This is a genomic window from Sphingobacteriaceae bacterium (genome assembly GCA_016715905.1).
Lineage (GTDB): Bacteria > Bacteroidota > Bacteroidia > B-17B0 > Aurantibacillaceae > Aurantibacillus.
The window spans coordinates 551,646-572,474 of the sequence record JADJXI010000003.1 but is presented as its reverse complement, the minus strand read 5'-3'; the positions used below and the strand labels follow the sequence as shown (position 1 = coordinate 572,474).

General features: G+C 33.3%; 14 protein-coding genes and 1 pseudogene. 10 read left to right on the top strand and 5 right to left on the bottom strand.

Features of this window, described 5'->3' with window-relative positions; genetic code table 11:
* Positions 1-27: 27 nt before the first annotated feature.
* The 8 genes and pseudogenes from secA (at position 28) to IPM51_02860 (ending at position 12,897) form a co-directional block, all read left to right on the top strand.
* A complete protein-coding gene (secA, locus tag IPM51_02895; protein MBK9283245.1) occupies positions 28-3,315 on the top strand; it encodes a preprotein translocase subunit SecA in 3,288 nt (1,095 codons plus the stop codon).
* Positions 3,316-3,338: 23 nt separating this feature from the next.
* Positions 3,339-4,796 carry an Asp-tRNA(Asn)/Glu-tRNA(Gln) amidotransferase subunit GatB gene (gatB, locus tag IPM51_02890; protein ID MBK9283244.1) on the top strand — a complete coding sequence of 486 codons (1,458 nt, stop codon included), beginning with the start codon at positions 3,339-3,341 and terminating at the stop codon, positions 4,794-4,796.
* Between the two features lie 318 nt (positions 4,797-5,114).
* Entirely contained in the window at positions 5,115-5,954 is an 840-nt protein-coding gene (locus IPM51_02885) for a TlpA family protein disulfide reductase (GenBank protein ID MBK9283243.1), read from the top strand.
* A gap of 33 nt (positions 5,955-5,987) precedes the next feature.
* Positions 5,988-8,417 (top strand): M1 family metallopeptidase, encoded by a 2,430-nt coding sequence (locus IPM51_02880; protein ID MBK9283242.1) that lies wholly within the window; start codon positions 5,988-5,990, stop codon positions 8,415-8,417.
* Positions 8,418-8,493: 76 nt separating this feature from the next.
* A complete protein-coding gene (locus IPM51_02875) occupies positions 8,494-9,066 on the top strand; it encodes a hypothetical protein (protein ID MBK9283241.1) in 573 nt (190 codons plus the stop codon).
* The gene (locus IPM51_02870; GenBank protein MBK9283240.1) at positions 9,063-9,812 is read left to right on the top strand and encodes a UDP-2,3-diacylglucosamine diphosphatase; all 750 of its coding nucleotides are present in this window, start codon (positions 9,063-9,065) and stop codon (positions 9,810-9,812) included. The genes IPM51_02875 and IPM51_02870 overlap by 4 nt, the downstream gene beginning before the upstream one ends.
* 101 nt (positions 9,813-9,913) lie before the next feature.
* Positions 9,914-10,980, top strand: a pseudogene (locus tag IPM51_02865) (branched-chain amino acid aminotransferase).
* Between the two features lie 12 nt (positions 10,981-10,992).
* Positions 10,993-12,897, top strand: coding sequence for a glycosyltransferase family 39 protein (locus IPM51_02860; GenBank protein ID MBK9283239.1), 1,905 nt, complete (start codon positions 10,993-10,995; stop codon positions 12,895-12,897).
* A gap of 6 nt (positions 12,898-12,903) precedes the next feature.
* Here IPM51_02860 and phaC read toward each other — a convergent pair whose 3' ends face one another.
* The 3 genes from phaC to IPM51_02845 form a co-directional block, all read right to left on the bottom strand.
* Positions 12,904-13,953 carry a class III poly(R)-hydroxyalkanoic acid synthase subunit PhaC gene (gene phaC, locus IPM51_02855; GenBank protein MBK9283238.1) on the bottom strand — a complete coding sequence of 350 codons (1,050 nt, stop codon included), beginning with the start codon at positions 13,951-13,953 and terminating at the stop codon, positions 12,904-12,906.
* Between the two features lie 39 nt (positions 13,954-13,992).
* Positions 13,993-15,786: a hypothetical protein gene (locus IPM51_02850; GenBank protein MBK9283237.1), complete on the bottom strand. Its 1,794-nt coding sequence runs from the start codon at positions 15,784-15,786 to the stop codon at positions 13,993-13,995.
* Positions 15,787-15,864: 78 nt separating this feature from the next.
* On the bottom strand, positions 15,865-17,220 hold the full coding sequence (locus tag IPM51_02845) for a hypothetical protein (protein ID MBK9283236.1): 1,356 nt from the start codon (positions 17,218-17,220) through the stop codon (positions 15,865-15,867).
* A 252-nt stretch (positions 17,221-17,472) separates the two neighbouring features.
* Between IPM51_02845 and queG the strand changes: the two genes are divergently transcribed.
* Positions 17,473-18,396: a tRNA epoxyqueuosine(34) reductase QueG gene (queG, locus tag IPM51_02840; protein ID MBK9283235.1), complete on the top strand. Its 924-nt coding sequence runs from the start codon at positions 17,473-17,475 to the stop codon at positions 18,394-18,396.
* A gap of 40 nt (positions 18,397-18,436) precedes the next feature.
* Here the strand turns inward: queG and IPM51_02835 are convergent, their stop codons facing one another.
* Positions 18,437-18,838 carry a hypothetical protein gene (locus tag IPM51_02835; GenBank protein ID MBK9283234.1) on the bottom strand — a complete coding sequence of 134 codons (402 nt, stop codon included), beginning with the start codon at positions 18,836-18,838 and terminating at the stop codon, positions 18,437-18,439.
* A 2-nt stretch (positions 18,839-18,840) separates the two neighbouring features.
* Positions 18,841-19,899, bottom strand: a complete 1,059-nt coding sequence (locus IPM51_02830) for a T9SS type A sorting domain-containing protein (protein MBK9283233.1) — start codon at positions 19,897-19,899, stop codon at positions 18,841-18,843.
* A 321-nt stretch (positions 19,900-20,220) separates the two neighbouring features.
* Here IPM51_02830 and IPM51_02825 point away from each other — a divergent pair, with 321 nt between their 5' ends.
* Complete coding sequence (locus IPM51_02825; protein MBK9283232.1) at positions 20,221-20,814, top strand: hypothetical protein; 594 nt, start codon at positions 20,221-20,223, stop codon at positions 20,812-20,814.
* Positions 20,815-20,829 lie beyond the last annotated feature (15 nt).

Here is a 20,829-nt window from a genome sequence, read left to right as displayed (position 1 = left end):
TTACTCCCTTATATTTTATTACAGCATATGTTCGATTTTCTTAAGAAATTATTAGGTACAAAAAGTGAGAAAGATGTCAAAAACCTGGAAGGCAAAGTTTCTGAAATTAATACCATATACAGCAGTCTCGCATCGGTTTCACACGATGATTTGCGTAAACGTACCCTTCAAATAAAACAAAAATTACAGGATGCCGTTCGTCCTGAGAATGATAAAATTAATGCTATAAAGTCCAATATCGGATCTAATACCGAAATGGATGTGAATGAAAAGGAAGATTTGTATAAACAAATTGATGAAATTGAGAAAGAAATAACCGACAAGCTGGAAGAGGTATTGGAAGAGGTATTGCCCGAAGCATTTGCCATTTTGAAAGAAACAGCAAACCGTTTTACAAAAAACACGGAACTGGAAGTTACCGCCAACGAAACAGATAAATCATTTTCTGCTAAGCATAAAAATATAGAGATTAAAGGAGATAAGGCAATTTACAAAAACACCTGGCTCGCTGCAGGGAATGAAATAACCTGGAACATGGTGCATTATGATGTTCAATTAATCGGTGGTATGGTATTGCATCAGGGTAAGATTTCTGAAATGGCTACGGGTGAAGGAAAAACTTTAGTTTCAACCTTGCCGGTATTTTTAAATGCCCTTACCGGTCGAGGAGTTCATGTAGTTACTGTAAATAATTATTTGGCTAAACGTGACAGCGAATGGAATGCACCGCTTTTCTATTTTCACGGCTTAAGTGTTGATTGTATTGATAAACATGAACCAAATACTGACGAGCGTAGAAACGCCTACAATTGCGACATCACTTATGGAACCAATAACGAATTTGGTTTTGATTATTTACGCGATAACATGGCTAGAAGTGTGGATGACTTGGTGCAACGTAAACACAATTATGCCATTGTTGATGAGGTTGACTCTGTATTAATCGATGATGCCAGAACTCCTTTAATTATTAGTGGACCTACACCACAAGGTGATAAACACGAATTTACCGAATACAAACCGCGAGTTGAAAAAATTGTAAACGTTCAAAAACAATACATTCAAACTTGTATTACAGAGGCGAAAAAATTAGTAGCTGAAGGAAAAGAGAAAGAAGCCGGTATTCCCTTACTCCGTGCGTTCAGAGGACTTCCGAAAAACTCCGCTTTAATCAAATTTTTAAGTGAACAAGGTGTACGTGCTCTCTTACAAAAAACAGAAAACTTTTACATGCAGGACCAAAATAAGGAAATGCATAAAATTGATGTTGAATTGTATTTTACAATTGATGAAAAAAATAATCATGTTGAATTAACCGAAAAAGGAATTGACTTTTTAACCGGAAATTCCGATGATCCTAAATTTTTTGTGATTCCAAATGTGGGGGATGAGATTGCCGAATTAGAAAAAAATATCACGGATGGTAAAGAAAAAACGGCAGCGAAAGAAAGAATAATGCAGGAGTTTAGCGTGAAGAGCGAAAGAATTCACACCGTGAATCAATTACTCAAAGCTTATACTGTATTTGAAAAAGATCAGGAGTATGTGATAGACGGAGGTCAGGTTAAAATTGTTGATGAACAAACCGGCCGTATCATGGAGGGAAGAAGATACAGCGACGGGCTTCACCAAGCCATTGAGGCGAAAGAAAATGTAAAAATTGAAGCAGCTACTCAAACTTACGCCACTATAACATTACAGAATTATTTCCGTATGTATAACAAACTTGCAGGTATGACCGGTACCGCAACTACCGAAGCGCAGGAATTTTGGGATATATACAAGTTGGATGTAATTGAAATTCCTACTAATCGAGTTATTACCAGAAAAGATGAGCAAGATTTAGTTTACAAAACAAAGCGCGAAAAATACAATGCCGTAATTGAGGAAGTTGTAAAACTAGTTGCAGCAGGCCGTCCGGTTCTGATTGGTACCACCACGGTAGAAATATCTGAATTATTAAGTCGCATGCTTAAGTTACGCGGATTAAAACACAACGTGTTAAATGCGAAATTGCATGCCAAAGAAGCGGATATTGTAGCCGAAGCAGGGTTTGCCGGAACAATAACGATAGCCACAAACATGGCCGGAAGGGGTACTGATATTAAATTGGGTCCAGGTGTTAAAGAAGCCGGTGGCTTAGCTATCATTGGAACAGAACGACATGAAAGCCGAAGAGTTGACAGACAGTTACGTGGTCGTGCCGGTAGACAAGGTGACCCCGGATCATCTCAATTTTTTGTTTCCCTGGAAGATAATTTAATGCGATTGTTCGGAAGCGAGCGTATTGCTTCGCTCATGGACAGAATGGGTTTAAAAGAGGGAGAGGTAATTCAACACAGTATGATTACCAAATCCATTGAAAGAGCACAAAAGAAAGTTGAAGAAAATCATTTTGGTACACGTAAACGTTTGATTGAATATGATGATGTAATGAACGCTCAGCGTGATGTAATTTACAAGCGCAGAAAAAATGCTTTATACGGAGATAAATTAAGTATTGATATTGCCAACATGATGTTTGAAATAGCAACCAGCATGGTGGAAGAATATAAAGACTCTTCAGATTTTGATGGTTTTAATTTTGAATGTATCCGTATTTTCGGAATTGAAAGCCCATTCAACGAACAAAAGTTTAACGGTGGCAGAGAAGAAGAATTAATAGAATTATTGTTCCAGTCTGTACAAAAAAGATATCACGAAAAATCAATCAACATTTGTGAGCAGGCTTTTCCGGTAATCAAAGAAGTGTACACTAATCCAAACAACACTTTCGAAAATATTGTTACGCCTTTTAGTGACGGAATTCGCGGAGTACAGGTATTAGCAAATCTTAAAAAATCATACGAAACCAAAGGGAAAGAATTGTTACTTGGTTTTGAAAAAGCAGTTGTGCTTGCCATGATTGATGATTCATGGAAAGAACATTTGCGTGAATTGGATGATTTAAAACAAGCCGTTCAAAATGCTTCTCTCGAACAAAAAGATCCATTGGTCATTTATAAATTGGAATCTTTCAATTTGTTTAAAGACATGATTATTAAAACAAACAAAGAAAGTATTTCATTTTTAATGCGTGGTAATTTACCACGAGAAGAAAATCAACAACCCAAAGCCCGATTTACACAAGAACAACCCAACCAAAAAAAGGAAAAATTGGTAGAAAGCCGAAATGAAAATATTGTTGAAGAACAGAATCAGGGACAAAAACCAAAAGCGCAACCCATAAGGGCCGAACAAAAAATCGGAAGAAACGATCCTTGTCCTTGCGGTAGCGGTAAAAAATATAAAAGCTGTCACGGACAGGGTTCTTAAACGCAAAATGATCACTTCTACAGATGAGTGTTTACGATAAATATGAAGCAGTAATTGGATTAGAATGCCACGTTCAGTTACTTACTAAAACCAAAATGTACAGCAGTGATGTTGCTGAATATGGTGCTTTACCCAATACAAATGTGAGTGTGGTAACTTTAGGGCATCCCGGCACATTACCCGTTTTAAATGCAAAGGCCATTGAATTTGCTGTTAAATTAGGCATAGCTGTACATGCCGACATAAGAGAAGAAAATCAATTTGCACGTAAAAATTATTTTTATGCCGATTTACCTAAAGGATATCAAATCACTCAAGATAAAACTCCAATATGCAATAACGGTTATGTAATTGCCAAGTTAAAAGATGGTAGTGAGAAAAAAATAAATCTCACCAGAATTCACATGGAAGAAGATGCGGGTAAAAGTTTGCATGATATCGACCCGTTTGAAACATTAGTAGATTTAAACAGAGCCGGAACTCCACTCTTGGAAATTGTAACTGAACCGGATTTCAGAAGCGGTGAAGAAGCTTACGCCTATCTCACTGAAATTAGAAAATTAGTTCGATACCTTGATATTTGTGATGGTAACATGGAAGAAGGTTCGCTTCGCTGTGATGCCAATATTTCTGTTCGTTTAAAAGGCACTGAACCTTTTGGTAAAAAAGTAGAAGTGAAAAACATGAACTCCTTTAGGAATGTTCAACGTGCCATTGATTTCGAAATTAAAAGACAAATTGACCTCATTGAAGAAGGAAAAAACATAGCTGTTGAAACCCGAAGCTTCGACGCCGTGAAAGGCATTACATTCTCACTACGAAGCAAAGAAAGCGCAAACGATTACCGTTATTTTCCGGAACCCGATTTACAACCGGTTTTCATCACCAAAGACTATATCGAAAAAATAAAAAATGCCATGCCGGTTTTACCCGATGTGTTATTTAAACGATATACCGGAAAATTTAAACTGAGTGAATACGATGCCCAACAAATTACCGAAAGTAAAGAGTTAGCTGCTTATTACGACGCTATTGTTTTAGAGAATAAAAACTACAAAGGAATTGCTAATTGGCTAATGGGACCGGTTAAATCTTACCTCAACGAAAATGCAGTTAGTTTGAGTGAATTCAAAGAAAATGTACAACCTAAAAAAATTGCAGATATTGTTCATCTAATTGATTCAGGCATTGTAAGCAGTACTTCAGCATCACAAATTTTATTTCCAAAACTTATTGCTGAAAAAAATAAATCGGCCGAAATCTTAGCAAAAGAACTTGACCTTATTCAAAACAGCAATAGCGATGATTTACAAAAACTAGTCAATCAAGCTATGGAAAAATATCCCGAAAAAATTACAGAATATAAAAATGGGAAAACCGGACTACTGGGTTTATTTGTTGGAGAAGTAATGAAATTGAGCAAAGGAAAAGCCGACCCAAAAGTTTTAAATAATCTTGTAAAAAATTATCTCGAAAAATAAAAATTTAAATTAAATCTCATGAATAAATTAACCCTATTATCTTTTGTTCTATTTGCACTATTTGCCTGCGATTCAACCAAAGAAAGTTTATTTGAATTAAAAGGAACCTTGAGCAATTCAAATGGAGAAACTATCTATTTAGAAAAACTAATGAATCCGAAACCGGTATTGGTTGATAGCACAAGTGTGGATGAAAACGGAAATTTCGCCTTTTCAAATTATACACCCAAAATTGGATTTTACCGCATCAAAACCAGTCCGCAAAATTTCGCTGTTTTGATTTTAGATAGCGCTGACCGGGTAAATATAACCGGGGATATGAAGGATTTAGGAAATACATACACCGTAACCGGCTCACCGGAAACTGTATTGTTTCAAGAATTCAATAAAATTGGCGCAGCCAATAGCAAACAAAGCGACTCGTTAAACATCGCATTTCAAACGGTTATGGGTTCATTAAAAATGGATTCATTAAAGATGGATTCACTAAGTAATATTTTCCAGCCTGTGTATGACGAAATTATGGCTAAATTTCAAAGACAACTTTCTGAAAAAATCAAACAAAATGTAAGCATGTATGCCTCTTTTTTGTGGCTTCAAGGGCTAGATCCTGCGAAAAATTCGGAATTATTTCAAGAAGTGGATAAAGCCATGATGAAAAAATATCCTAATGATAAAACGGTTAATGCCATGCACGAATCTATTAGTCATGAATTAGCGCTTGCTATTGGGAGCCCGGCCCCTGAAATTAATTTAGATACTCCGGATGGCAAAAAATTAGCGCTATCAAGTTTAAAAGGTAAAATTGTATTAATTGATTTTTGGGCAAGTTGGTGTGGTCCGTGCAGAAAAGAAATGCCTTTTGTTGTGAGTTTATACAAAAAATATAAGGATAAAGGTTTTGAAATTTTTGGTGTATCCTTAGATCAAGATAAAGACAAATGGGTTGCTGCCATTGCCGACGAAGGTATAACCTGGCCACAGGTAAGTGATTTGAGATTTTGGGAAAGTGAAGCTGCTAAATTATACGCAGTTACCGGAATTCCATATACTGTTTTATTAGATAAAGAAGGGAATATTTTAGCTAAAGGATTAAGAGGACCTGAACTGGAAACAGCAATTACAGCAGCAATTGAAGGTAAAACAATGCCCAACTAAAACTCGCTAACATTGAAAAAGCTTCTGTATTCAATGAATAAAAAAACGTTTTGTTTAATTCTGTTAAGCTGTACAAAATTTACCGCTAACTTCGCACAAGAACAAAAAGTTTATTTTCAACAAGAAGTAAATTATAAAATTCAAGTTACATTAAATGATGAACAGCATGCCCTTTCAGCACGTGAAGAAATAGTTTATATTAATAATTCCGATAACGAATTAAATTATATTTATTTCCATCTTTATCCCAATGCCTATAAGAATAATCAAACCGCACTTGGCAAACAATTGTTGAAATCCGGAAAAACTGCGTTATTCTACTCTACTCCTCAGGAAAAAGGATATATTGATAGTTTAAATTTTACAGTTAATGGTAAAAGTTTAAAATGGGAATACGATTCAATACATATTGATATTTGCAAAGTATTTTTAGATGCACCGTTAAAAAGTAAGGATACCTTAATTCTAAAAACTCCGTTCTACGTTAAAATTCCATCTGCTAAATTTTCTCGTTTAGGACACATGGGACAGGCCTATTTTATCACCCAATGGTTTCCAAAACCTGCTGTGTATGATAAAGAAGGGTGGCACGCCATGCCCTATCTTGATCAAGGAGAATTTTTTAGTGAATACGGATCTTTTGAAGTGGCTATCACATTACCCAAAAATTATTTATTAGCATCAACAGGCGATAGAGTCAATGCCATTGAAGAAGATAATTTTTTAAATGAAAATGTTGAAAAAACCATTGCTCGATTAGAATTAGGTGATTATAAGGAATACGATATGGGATTTCCTCCAAGTGCTAAAGAATTCAAAACGATTGTATTTAAACAGTTTCGAGTGCATGACTTTGCCTGGTTTGCCGACAAAAGATTTAATGTACTTCATGATCAATTTGAACTGCCCAATACCAAAAGAATAGTTGATTCGTGGGTTTTCTTTACCAATAAAAATTTTCACTTATGGAAAGATGCCATCAATTACATCAATGAATCAGCCTTTTTTTACTCTTATTTATTAGGCGATTATCCTTATAACCACATCACAGCTGTTGATGGTACCATAATGGCCGGCGGAGGAATGGAATACCCCAACATAACGGTTATTGGCGATGCGTCTGATCCTTTTGAATTAGATGTTACCATTACGCACGAAGTTGGTCATAATTGGTTTTATGGAATTTTAGGCAGCAATGAAAGAGACAAACCTTGGATGGACGAGGGACTTAATTCCTTATATGAGTTGCGGTATGTAAGAGCAAAATACCCTAAAAGGAAATTATCTGCATTTCTTGGCATGGATTCCACCTCTAAAATACTAGGACTAAACAAAACGCCCTATTGGAAAGATAAAGAAACAGCCTATTTATTCAGCGCCCGCTCCAATAATGATCAGCCCATTGGTTTAACCTCAGAAGAATTTTCGAGTTTTAATTACGGAAGTATAGTGTATGCTAAAACCGCAATTGTTTTTGATTATTTGATGAATTATATGGGTGAAGATAATTTTGATAAAGCCATGCAGTTTTATTACGATAAGTTTAAATTCACTCATCCTACGGAAGCTGACTTAAAAAAAACGCTAACACACTTTAATGGCGCTGAACTCGATTGGTTTTTCAATGATTTAATAAACAGCAATAAAAAAATTGATTATAAAGTAAAAGCTATAGATAAACTTAGTGATGGCAGTTACAATATTCTTGTGAAAAATAAAACGCGAACAGCAGTTCCTTTTGCTATATATGCTTATAAGGAAGATAAAATTAAAGGATTGGTTTGGTCGCATGGTTTTGAAAACAAAAAGCAAGTTGGTTTTCCACCCATTGATGCTGACAAATTTGTGATTGACGGAATTCAAAGTTTACCCGAAATAAATCGAAAAAATAATTCCATAAGAACATCCGGATTATTTAAAAAAACTAATGGCTTAAGAATAAATTTATTCACCGGTATGGAAAATCCATATAAACGTCAATTGTATATTATTCCAATGGGCGGAGTTAATTTTTACAATGGAGCCATGGCCGGATTGATTTTTCATAATTACGCACTATATCAAAAAAAATTCGAATATTACATCAACCCGTTCTTTGGATTTAAATCCAATACGCCTTGTGGTTACGCTGAATTTAATTACAATTTTTTACCAAAAAATATTTTCCGGCAAATTAATATTGGCGTGGAAGCAAAATCTTATGGATATGATCTCTATCGTGCCCAAGCCTTTAATGAAACTTTTGGTACAAATTATAAATCATTAAATTTAAATTATTACAAAATTTCTCCCTTCATCATTTTCGAAATAAAAAATAAAGACGCAAATTCTAACCGTACTCAAACCATTTCTTATTTTAATCACAACATGTTTAAAGAAGTGCAGGACATAGACGCGGACACTTATCTAACTTTTGCCAAATACAGGGCCCAAGAAAAAAATACAAAATTATTTTATCAATGAATTAAGATATAGCTTAAGTTCAAAAAAAGCAATCAATCCATTTTCCACTTCATTTGCTTTAGAACACACCGATAAAATGGCAAAAATTTCGGGGGAGTATATTCAACATATAACATTCACCAAAAAACACACGCTTAGCATTCGTTTATTTGCCGGAGCGTTTGTGATGGGCTCTACCTTCGACAAAGGCATGTTTGCTTTCAGAAGCAGTGGGTTAAATGGCTATCAGGATTACTCTTTCACCCATAATTTTGTAGCTCGCAATGAAAGAAACGGATTTGGATTTAGTCAATTTGCCGAACAAGATGGCGCTATGAAAATATGGACGCCTTTAGGACAAACTACTGAATGGATAAGCGCAATAAATATCAAAAGTCCGAAGCTTTTCATTTTACCAATTAAAATATTTGCTGATGTGGTAAGTACCGACGGGAGAAGCATGAACGATGAAAAAATTCTTTGGTGTGCAGGGGCTAATATTACTATTTGGAAAGATATTGTAGATATCTATATACCGGCCATTTACTCTGAAGATATCCAAAAAACATTAGATTTAAATAATATTGATTTTTGGAACAGAATTCGATTTACATTGAATTTACATAAATTAGTACCTAAAAAGATAATAAAAGAAAATTTACTGTTTTGAGTGTAAAAAAAATATACTTCGCTTCCGATTTTCATTTAGGTGTGCCAACACATGAATTGAGCCTAATTAGGGAAAAGGCCATTTGCCGCTGGCTTGATCAGATTAAAACAGATGCCTCCGAAATTTTTTTAGTAGGCGATATATTTGATTTTTGGTATGAATATATTTACACCATTCCAAAGGGAACAACGCGATTTTTAGGGAAAATAGCTGAATTAAGTGATGCAGGAATTAAAATTTCTTTTTTTACCGGTAATCATGATTTGTGGATGAAGAATTACTTTACCGAAGAATTAGGCGTTAGCGTTTATCACGAACCTATAATCCGGGAATTTAATGGGAAGAAATTTTATATTGGCCATGGCGACGGTATGGGGCCAGGCGATAAAGGCTATAAATTATTAAAATTAATTTTTACGAGTAAAGTTTGTCAGTGGCTTTATAGTCGTTTACATCCGAATTTAGCCTTTTATCTTGCCAAAAAGGCCAGTAAAAGAAGTAGAATAATTACAGCGGATAGTGATGAGAAATTTTTAGGAGAAGAAAATGAATGGTTGTTTTTATATTCAAAAGATTATTTAAAAAAAGAACCAATTGATTATTTTGTATTTGGACACCGGCATTTACCTTTGGAAATGAAGATTAACGAAAAATCTACTTACTATAATTTGGGGGAATGGATTAATTACAAATCCTATGCTGAATTTGACGGCACCGCTATGAAATTGATTAATTTCAAACATTAATTCTCAATTTTCACTCTCATCGACAAACAAGCTTATTTTTAGGCCAATTTATTTGCAAATTCAAAAAAAATGTAGTTATTTGGATAAACAAACAATCAGTTATGACAGGTACTATAGATATTTCAGTGCAAAAAATTGCTAAAAGTAGAGTTGGAGAATATGATGTAAATAACGTTCCATTTGGAAAATGTTTTAGCGATCACATGTTCGTGGCAGAATATGCCGATGGTAAATGGCAAAAGGCTTATATTGAGCCTTATAAAGATGTACCCATGAGTTACGCAACAAGCGCTTTGCACTATGGACAAGCTATTTTTGAAGGAATGAAAGCGTACAAAAACGATAACGGTGAGGTTTCTTTATTCAGACCTTTAGAAAATCAAAACAGATTAAATAAAAGTGCGGTGAGAATGGCCATGCCTGAAGTACCGGAAGAAATTTTTATGGGGGGACTTTTTGAATTATTGAAATTAGATGCAGCCTGGGTGCCCACAGCCGAAAATGGAAGTTTATATATTCGTCCATTCATCATTGCAACAGACGAGGCCATTGGAGTTAAAGCCAGTGAATCTTATAAATTTATAATTATTACATGTCCTGCAGGTAAATATTATGCAGAACCCATAAAAGTACTAGTTGAAACAAGCTATTTCAGAGCTGTTCATGGAGGAGTTGGATATGTAAAAGCAGCAGGTAATTATGGTAGAAGTTTATATCCAACCAAATTGGCTCAACAAAAAGGATATCAGCAAGTAATTTGGACAGATAGTGTAACACATCAATATGTTGAAGAAAGCGGAACTATGAATGTGATGTTCTTAATAGGAGATACTTTATTAACTCCGGAATTAGGAGACACAATATTATCAGGTATCACCAGAAACTCTGTGCTAACCCTTGCTAAAGATTGGGGATTAAAAGTTGAAGAGCGCAAAATTAGCATCAGAGAAATTATAACTGCACATAACAATGGTACACTTAAAGAAGCTTTTGGTTGTGGTACCGCCGCAACAATTGCACAAATAGTTACCATTGGATTTGAAGGCAAAGATTTTAATCTCCGCCTGTTAATGAACGTAAATTTTCTACAAAGGTAGATGATACTTTACGCAAAATCCGTAAAGGCAAAGCAGAAGATAAGTTCGGCTGGATGATGAAAGTGAATTAATGAACCTTATTTTTGAAATTTTTTAAGGAACATATAATATTTATTTTCCTTGTATCCATTACGGTTTTATTACGCTTATTTCCCCTTTTTGACTACCAGTTTACCTTAGATGAATGGAGTGGTTTAGGCAGGACACGGTTTGATAACTTTTCGGATTTACTTGAACATGGCGTAAAGATTGATGCGCATCCTGCGTTTGTACAAGCCCTCTTGTATTTTACAGTTAAAATTTTTGGTTTTACAAACTGGATAATCAAGTTGCCTTTTCTGATTTTTAGCCTGACAAGTATTTTTTATGCTTACTTGTTCGGAATCCGAAATTTCTCAAAACAAAGCGGACTTGTAGCTACTGTATTTTATTCCTTTTCTTTGATCTTTGTTTATTATGCACCCATTGCCCGAATGTATATTCCCGGAGTATTTTTCAGCACAGCCCTACTCTTTCATTTTTATGAAATAATATTCAATAAAAATAATTCCATTAAACATTTTATTCTCTTTGGATTATTCGCACTTTTATCAGGGCTCAATCAACATGTCAATGCCTTATTTGCGCTCACGCTTGCAGCAACAGGCTTTATTTTCTTAAACAAAGAAAATAAATTCAAATATTTAATTACCTGCATTGTAACTGCGGTACTCTATTTACCCCACCTTCCAATTACCTTATATCAATTAAAAATTGGAGGGGTTGGGTTTCAACAAGGCGGATGGTTGCCGGAACCGGAACCCGGTGCGCTTTTTCAGTTTTTAAAAGTAATATTGGGAACAGGAAAATCTTGGTTAATTGTTTTACTCCTTCTCATCCTTTGCATGTTCTTAAATCGAACCATACAATTATCTAAAAAACGATACTTGCTTTTATTTCTATTTCTGCTAAACTATTTTGTAATCTACTTTTATTCCGTTTACCGAGCGCCTGTTTTTCAATACTCGGTTATGTTATTTTCCGGAACAGCTTTTATTTTATTTATTTCAACATTCTTACATACAAAATTTGTCTCTATAAATTTGCTCATCGTAATTAGTATAAGCGGATTACTTCTTTATAAAACTTATCTCAAAAAAAATTACTTGAGTGAAAGTGTACAAAACACTTATGAATATCAATTCGATCAAAGTGCTCAATTTTTGAAAGAAAATAATACCGAAGCAGGTATAGTTTTTTTTGATGCGGATACATTAATGCAGGAATTAAGCCAAACTAACTTGAATTGTAAAATTACTAAAGACTCGGCCGCACAATACCTAACTAACTTTACCGAATATGTTTCTGAACTTCACACGCCCTATTTAATATTAGGAACTGCTGAGCCTATTTATTCTGAAATCGCCGTACAATATTTCCCATACTTAATTCAGAATAAACAAACACAAGGTGTTAATTATAAAATATTTGGCAAAGAAAAAGCTGCATTTTGTAAGATAGATGAAGAAATTTTTCATAGTACATTCCATTCGCCGGGTTCTGTGATTTATGACGATCCCATCAAACTCCAGAAAAAAAATAATTCATTCGCTTTGGAAGTAGATAGTATTACGGAATTTCCCTTTGCAGCAAGAATTCCGCTAAACGAAATTGCAACAACTGAAGGACAAGTGGTTTTGGCAGAAGGTCAAATAAAAATGAAAAACAAAGTAGCGTTAAACGCGCAATTGTGTATCTCCATTATGAACAGCAAAGGAGATTCAACTTACTTTTTCACTTCTACAAAAATTTCTGATTTTAAATTGAATAAGGATTCAACGTTAAAACTTTTTGCTCAGGCCTTTATGGGTACTGAATTTAATAAAATCAGGGAAGACGCCCGTGTAACTTTCTTTTTCTGGAATATATCCAAAGAAAATTTTGAGATACAAGCTCTAAATATTAAAACAATAGATTACTGGAAAAATAAATGGAATTTCTGGAACTAAATGCTATTATTTATCTCTCTTCTTTAACCAGGATGTAACTGCAGGCGCCAATTCTTTCTGAGATTTTCCACCAACAAAAACACCAATATGTCCGCCTTTAAAACTGTATAATTCTTTGTCTATACTTCCCACAAGTTCATTCAATGGAATTGTTGCTGCAGGTGGCACCAAATGATCTTCAGTTGCATAGATATTTAAAAGGGGAGCAGTAAGATTTTTTAAATTTACTTTCTTGTTTCCAACCACTAAATCTCCTTTTACTAATTTATTTTGTTGATACAAATCTTTCATGAACTGACGAAAACATTCACCGGTTTGCGCCGGACTTTCTGAAATCCATTTTTCCATTCTTAAAAAATTCATCAATTTATCTTTATCCTCCAAACTTGCCGTTAAAGCCAGTTGCTTTTGCGCTTTCATCATGGGTTTTAACAAATCGAATCCCTGATTTAAAAATTCCCCGGGAATTAAACCATTATTGGCTTCTACCAATTTATCAAAATCCATGTCTTTACTCCATTTAAAAAGTAAACCATCATTATTACTAAAATCTATTGGAGTGACATGAGTTACCAGGTTCTTCACTTTGTTTGGATATAGTGAAGCGTAAATAACGCTTAATGTTCCGCCCTGACAGATACTCATAATGTTGATTTTATCAGCACGATGCTTTTTTCTAATGTGATCAACACAATTATTAATATAACCGTTCACATAATCATCTATACTCAAATAACGGTCGCCTTTGGTGGGATAACCCCAATCTATCAAATAAACATCCAATCCGGCATTTAATAAGTTTTTGATATAACTTCTATCCGGCTGCAAGTCTAGCATTTTATAGGTATTTACTAAAGCATAAACAATTAAAACCGGAGTTTTATAAGTAGCTTCTGTATCTCTATCATACCTGTAAAGCGTTAATTTATCTTCAGCGTATACGGCTGTTTTAGGACTGGTAGCAATTTCAACTTTACTAATCTCATTTAACGTCGTATAACTTTTTAAAACCTTAGAATTTATATTATTAAATTCTTCAAATAAATTATTCTGCATACTGATTTTTCTTAATTCAAATTTACGATATTATTTTATTTACTTTACAATTTCATAGCTTTTATCGCACAGTAAAAATTCAGTTTTTAAATCGTCAAACCAAATTTCTCCCAAACCGCCATTTTTCCAAATAAACCAAGTTATATGATCTGTTTTTAACAACTCTTCCTCTGTAAATTCATGTCCAAATTCGTATAAGGTCCATGAATTAGCAACTACCGCATCGTTGATGTAAAATGGATAAGCCGACACTTCTTTGTTTTCTTTATCATACAGATAAAGATATAATTGAGCAAATTGTGCCGAATCTTTAAAATTTCCCATAAATGAAATGCGCACCTTTTTTATACCGCTTTTCTTTAAAAATAAGGGGGGTTGAAAATGAAGGGCTTTTGTGAAATTAATAACACTATCTAACAGGCCGGAAACCTTACCTGAATACGGATTCGTAACTTTTAAGGTTGGGGGATAACTTTCCAAATTTTCGAGAAAAGCAACGCTATCCAATATGGTTTGAGGTGGTACAACATATTGGTTTACCTTTTTTATTTGAAAATAATTTTTTTTGAATAACTCAAAATAGGTTAAGTTGCCATCCAAAATTTCATGACTTAATTGATAGTTTTTAAGTTGGAAATGTGCTGCAAAAATTAGAGAAACAAATAATGTAAATAATTGTATTCTTTTAGATAATTCCACTACACCATATAATATCAGTATTGAAAAAACGGAATAATAATCAATCAAGGCTCTTGTAGTAATTGGCCAATACCACCAGGAAGCGTATAGATATATTATGCCCAGCAAAAAAAGAATTAAGAACAATCCGGTTTTTCTCTTGCCCTTATTTAAAAGAAATAGAATTACAAAAATAAAGAGCGGACAATAAATAAATAAGCCGGCATTAAAACTAAATAAAACCTCCAGCAATTTGGGATTACTTAAATAAAATCGTTCGTTTGAATAGGAATCGGCAAAGAATGAATTTGTTTGGGTAAACTGTGTATTAAAATGATTATAAAAAAACAGTAAAATGAGTAACAATGCACTAATATGTTTAATTTGAAAATTCCGGAATACTGTTTTAATCTTTAAATAATCTGATTTAATAAAAGGAACAATTACAAAAGCCGAAATAAGGTTTAATGGACGGATGGACACTGCTATAACAAGAAATAAAACTGAATAAATTAAAACATGAAATTCTTTTTCCTTTAAAATAAATTTTAAAGCATGATAAATAAATAAGGTTATAATCGAAAATGAATAAACGTGAGTTAATGAATTAAACACCGTGGCGTATTTATATAACCAGCTGCCATAAAATAAAAAAATGGGAATTAAAGCGCTCAACCAGTATTGTTGAGGCTCCACTAACAAAAGCAATTTCCGTAAATAAAATAAACCAATTAGTAAATAAATTAAGCTTGCCAATGCAATAGCAGCCTGATAGGGAAATGAAAAACCATCTGCTTTATAACCTAAAGGTTCTGCCAACAAGTGTGCGGTTTTAAAAAACGGAAGCCATAGCATAGATAAACCGGGATAATACTTGTTTATCTTTTTACCCTTATAAACAACTAAAAAATTATCATCGGCTCGCTCAAATTTGGTTAGATAATGCTTACCGTACACCTCATTAAACCAATCAAATTTCAAATCGGTGTCATTATATATGTATTTTGCCGGTAAATACGCATAATATCCAAATCCATCTCCTGAAATAATTGGAGAGAAGGGAGAATTTAAGGGTCTGACATAAAAAAAAACTAAAATGACAGAAGCCAAAAAGGAAATGAAAACAATCTTATGCGATTGATACTGCTTTAACATGTTTGTTTCAAATTTAAAAATAAAAAAAGGCCGTCCAACAAACACAATGGACGGCCTTTAGGGTTCTAGCTATAAGTACTATTTTTTACGAGTTTTTGAAGATTTCTCCTCGTCAGAATCATTAGTTGCAATAGCTAATTTATTCTGAAGTTCTTTTACTTGCTTCTTTAAGTCATAAATACTTTTGTGTAATTCCTCTGTTTCTGATTTAAAAACAACCGGGAAATTTTCAAAAACCTGCTCAAACTGAGTTTGAAATTGTTTTTTAACATCCATACTTAAATTTAATGCTGCACCTTTTACTTTGCTAAATTCATCACTTGCAAAAAGATCTGTAAATAATTTCTCATTCACGCTAATCCACTCGTTATATAATTCCTGCGTATTTGGCATCTTTGTTAAAGATTCAGGCGTTTTAAATTTCTCAGCAAAATCCTTAGCCACTTTTTCGATACTGGCTTGTGTAGTGCTATGTAATAAGGCTTGTAATTCTGATTGTTTGATAGTATACTCAGCTAATTTATCCATTAAAGTAATGGTAGCTTCAATATTTTCTTTTTCTTTACCCGGACTTACTACTTTCAATAAAGGTTCAAATGTTTTACCAAACACATTATTTACCTGACCGTATAATTCTTTTACCTTTTCAAAATTCCCTGAAAATAATTGAGGGAATTCATTCTTCATTTTTGAAATTTGTTCAAAGTACTCTTTGCTTAAATTATGATTTGAAGTGAAAAACTTTTGCAATTGGTTAATACCATTGTCATAAACTTCTTTTAAATCCGGCCCTTGATATAAATTGCTAAACAATTGCTTAGAAAGGTTCTGATAATTTTCAGGAGTAAAATAAGATTTGAAAGATTCAAAATTAAATTGCCCGTTTTTAGCAGCATCAATCATCGGCTGAAAGAATGCTTGCATTTTAGTATACAATTGATTGCCTTGAACAAAATTACTGAAAACGTCTTTGTTAAACGCACCGTTCATGTTCTTGCTCATTACATCATAAGTTGAATTCAAAGTTTGAACCCATGAATTGTAAATATTGGTGAATGCATTATTGGCATTACCAAAATTGCTCATATAATCTTGCGCTGGTTTACCAAAATTAGAGTAGCTGTTAAAAATACTTTGATTAAAATCAGCCATTTGTTTTGAAAAATCAGCTTGTTGGTTAAACCAATTTTTGAAAAAATCTTGCGGATTAGAATTTGAAGTAGAGTTAAATAAATTATTTGAACTTTCTTTCATGCCATTTAAAATTTGCATTTGCTTTTCCAACCAATCATTGTAAATAGATTGTCCTTGTCCGTTCATGTTTCCGTTGCTAAAAGCAGATTGAAATTTTTTAGCTGAATCAACCCAATTATTTATGAAATTAGTTTGAGTTTCAACGATGCTGTCAATTAGTGGATTTTCTGTCTTTGTCATTTTATCTTGTTTTAATTTTATGTTTTTACAGTAATTTAATGAAATTCAGTTATTTATATCAAATTCAGAATTCCGGTGCAAATTTACTTATTAATCGTTATTTTTAGGTATTTGGTCGATTAAATAATTGTTAAATACATTAATTTAAACGATTTAGAGTCCGAAAATAATTCATATTCACCATTCATACCAATAAATTAAAAAAGTAACCCATTCTCTCAATAATAATTAATATTACACGAATTCAGACAAATGGATAGAGAAAAACTAACACAATTAATTAAAAAAGAAGCGAAACTAGCCGGTTTTGATTTTTGTGGCATTAGCAAATCTGTTTTTCTGGAGAAGGAAGCTGCTCAATTAGAAACGTGGTTAAAAAATAATCGGCATGGTGAAATGAAGTACATGGAGAATTATTTTGATAAAAGAACCAATCCCGCTCTTTTAGTAGAAAACTGCAAATCTGTAATTTCATTACTATACAACTATTTTCCCGAAGAAAAACAAATTGAAGGCTCACCTAAAATTTCAAAATATGCTTATGGAGAAGACTACCATGAAATTATTAAAAACAAATTGAAAGAATTACTAACTAAACTTAAAGATCAGATTGGCGATTTTAACGGAAGAGTTTTTGTAGACAGTGCTCCGGTAATGGACAAAGTTTGGGCAGCCAAAAGTGGATTAGGTTGGATAGGAAAAAATTCTAATTTAATTACAAAAGAAAACGGATCATTTTTTTTCATTGCTGAAATCCTGGTTGATTTACAACTCGAATATGATCAGCCTATCAAAGATTATTGCGGCACCTGTACAAAATGTATAGATGCTTGTCCCACCGAGGCAATTATAGAACCCTATTTGGTTGACGGAAGCAAATGTATTTCCTATTTAACGATAGAATTAAAAAACGAAATTCCGCAAGAATTCAAAAACAAAATGGATAATTGGGTTTTTGGTTGCGATGTATGCCAGGATGTTTGTCCATGGAATCGTTTTTCAACAACTCATCACGAGCCTTTGTTCAACGACTCTAGAAACTTACTTTCATTTACTAAAGAGCAGTGGGAGGAAATAACAGAAGAAACTTTTCAAGTAATATTTAAAAATTCAGCGGTAAAACGAACTAAACACAAGGGCTTGAAACGGAATTTGAAATTTATTACACAAAAGTAATTTCTAAAAAATACATTAAACTTAATTTTCAGTTAACTTTTCAAAGTATTTTAAATGAGCGGATTTTGTAGCAACAATAAGGGTTTGCCGGATCTATCTCATTTATTGGATCGTATTTAATCCGAATCATTTTACCAATCAAATTTTGATTTGTTACATTTATAGAAATTAGGTTAGTGTCAATAGGAGTAATAATATTATACAAATTTTCTTTTCCATCTATATTTTCGTTTTTCAAAATATGAAAATAAAAAACCTCACCTGTTTCATCTTTAAAACTTAAACGAATAAGTTTTTCCGTATGCTGATACTCTGCTCGGGAATATTTAAACGTTGCATTTAAACTCTGCGCATTACACTCATTCAGTTTTATGAAAAATACTGAAAGAACAAAAAACTTCAAGGTTAAAAATCTGAAATATATATATAATTTATTTTTCATTTTTATTCTTTTGTAAGCTTATAACTTTTTTCACCGATGTTTATATAATAAAATCCCTTAGGCAAATCTTTAATATTAATCTTTGTTGATTTTTCCGCATGAGTCAAAATTCTTTTAATTTCAAAGCCTAACCCGTTATAAATTTTTATTTCGTTAAGATTCTCGCCTGTAATTGTAATTTCGTCATTAGCCGGATTGGGATAAATAGAAACAATATCTTTGTTAAAACAATTAACCACACTCACCGGTGCAAAATGTTTGTAATTCCCGTCCAAATCGGTTTGTCGCAATCGATAATACAAATTTGTGGCATCATGTGGGGAATCTATATAAGAATAAATTTGTCGTTGACTGCTGTTACCTTCTGATTTTATATTTTGAATTTCTTCCCAAATCTCAGCGTCAAAACTCCGCTCTACAGTAAAAAACTTATTAGCATTTTCACTTGCTGTTTCCCATTTCAGATTTACAACATTTTTTGCAACACATTCAGCGGAAAACGAAATTAATTCAATAGGTAAAATAGTAGGTACAAAACAATCTAATAATGTTACGCGAGAACCAGACCCCAATCCATTATGCGTAATGGTATATGTGGTAGATCCTACAATATTGTTGGAAGTAAAAATTGAACCATTCGCAGGAATTGCATTATCTGTAACTGTTGCCCCAACCGATGTAAAGTCAGGAGTGCAATAATCGGAAATAGTTATTGCACCTGTAGCAGCAGCAAAATAAAAAACTTCAGTGTTATTGGTACCATTTACTAAAATGGTAAAATAACTTACCGGAGCAGAAAAAGTGAAGCGAATATACTGGGCAGCAGAATTCAACCACCAAGCCGGACTAGATCCAGCATATAAACTACCTCCGCAATTATAAGAGGTGTTACTTAAAGTACCACAGTTGGTTTGAACAGACACCGTTATTCCGGAACCTACACTGAAATAAGGGTACGCGGCAACCGGAATTCTGTAGGCAGTAAGGTAATTCCCAAGATTACAAGTTTGAGTATAAGCATTCAATGAAAGAAAAACTATGAATATTAAAATGAATTTCATAAACCAATTGGTTATTAATCTAACCAACATAAAATTAGGTAAATTAATGACAGTATTAGCCTAAGAGCACATAAATATTCAAAATAAAGCGCCAGCTTTGATTTATGGCTCTTGAATGAAACGAATATCCCCACAATTTTAGCCGATATAACCACATAAGGTGTCACTAATTGATACCCGAAAATCTAATTTGGCAGATCAGTTCCACAACCCTGAGGTTTTATTTATTCTAACATAATGGATGACGAAAGTCAACTCAAGGCCTGCAGCACATCATTTTGATTTGAGCGAAATCTATATACTTTTACTTGAAATTTAATTATGATTAAGCAACATTTTATTTATTGGATAGTTATTTTATCCTGTTTCAATAATCCAATTTTCTCTCAAAAAGATACTTCAGAAACCATGGGAGGAGTTTACTTAACCACGGATGATTTTAAAAAAGGAAAACTCATGTATGACATTGATTGTTCAACAGAGAAACAAAAAATAAAACTATTTAATTTTTTCACCAAGCCTTATTTTGATGTTTACTATCAGGGAGAGAAATTTCGATTACAAAAAAATCAGGTTTACGGTTTTAAAGATTGTCACGATCGCACATTTCGTTTTTATGAGAATATGGAATTTCAATTAGTAGAAGCAGGTAAAATTTATTTGTATTTCCAAGAGCAACTTATGTTTACTGAAAAGGCGGGTAGCTCCAGTGATGCATTCTTTTTTAGCACGGAGCCGGGTAGCGTAATAAAACCATTAAATGTATCTAATCTTAAGAAAGCATATCCCACGAATAAGACCTTTCATAAATTAATGGATACCCAAATCAACAACAGAAACATCAATGCTTACGACTCGCTAAATAAAATGTACAAAATAAATTCTTTGTTTATAGAATCTTTGTCCAAGCAATAAAAAGATTTGTTTTGG

Excerpts from the sequence above, each read along its gene's own strand:
- IPM51_02875 (MBK9283241.1), top strand. The coding sequence starts at position 8,494 with ATGGCAAAAATTTCGGGGGAGTATATTCAACATATAACATTCACCAAA.
- queG (MBK9283235.1), top strand. The coding sequence starts at position 17,473 with ATGGATAGAGAAAAACTAACACAATTAATTAAAAAAGAAGCGAAACTA.
- IPM51_02845 (MBK9283236.1), bottom strand. The coding sequence starts at position 17,220 with ATGACAAAGACAGAAAATCCACTAATTGACAGCATCGTTGAAACTCAA.
- phaC (MBK9283238.1), bottom strand. The coding sequence starts at position 13,953 with ATGCAGAATAATTTATTTGAAGAATTTAATAATATAAATTCTAAGGTT.
- gatB (MBK9283244.1), top strand. The coding sequence starts at position 3,339 with ATGAGTGTTTACGATAAATATGAAGCAGTAATTGGATTAGAATGCCAC.
- IPM51_02880 (MBK9283242.1), top strand. The coding sequence starts at position 5,988 with ATGAATAAAAAAACGTTTTGTTTAATTCTGTTAAGCTGTACAAAATTT.
- IPM51_02885 (MBK9283243.1), top strand. The coding sequence starts at position 5,115 with ATGAAGGATTTAGGAAATACATACACCGTAACCGGCTCACCGGAAACT.
- IPM51_02835 (MBK9283234.1), bottom strand. The coding sequence starts at position 18,838 with ATGAAAAATAAATTATATATATATTTCAGATTTTTAACCTTGAAGTTT.
- IPM51_02850 (MBK9283237.1), bottom strand. The coding sequence starts at position 15,786 with ATGTTAAAGCAGTATCAATCGCATAAGATTGTTTTCATTTCCTTTTTG.
- secA (MBK9283245.1), top strand. The coding sequence starts at position 28 with ATGTTCGATTTTCTTAAGAAATTATTAGGTACAAAAAGTGAGAAAGAT.
- IPM51_02825 (MBK9283232.1), top strand. The coding sequence starts at position 20,221 with ATGATTAAGCAACATTTTATTTATTGGATAGTTATTTTATCCTGTTTC.
- IPM51_02830 (MBK9283233.1), bottom strand. The coding sequence starts at position 19,899 with ATGAAATTCATTTTAATATTCATAGTTTTTCTTTCATTGAATGCTTAT.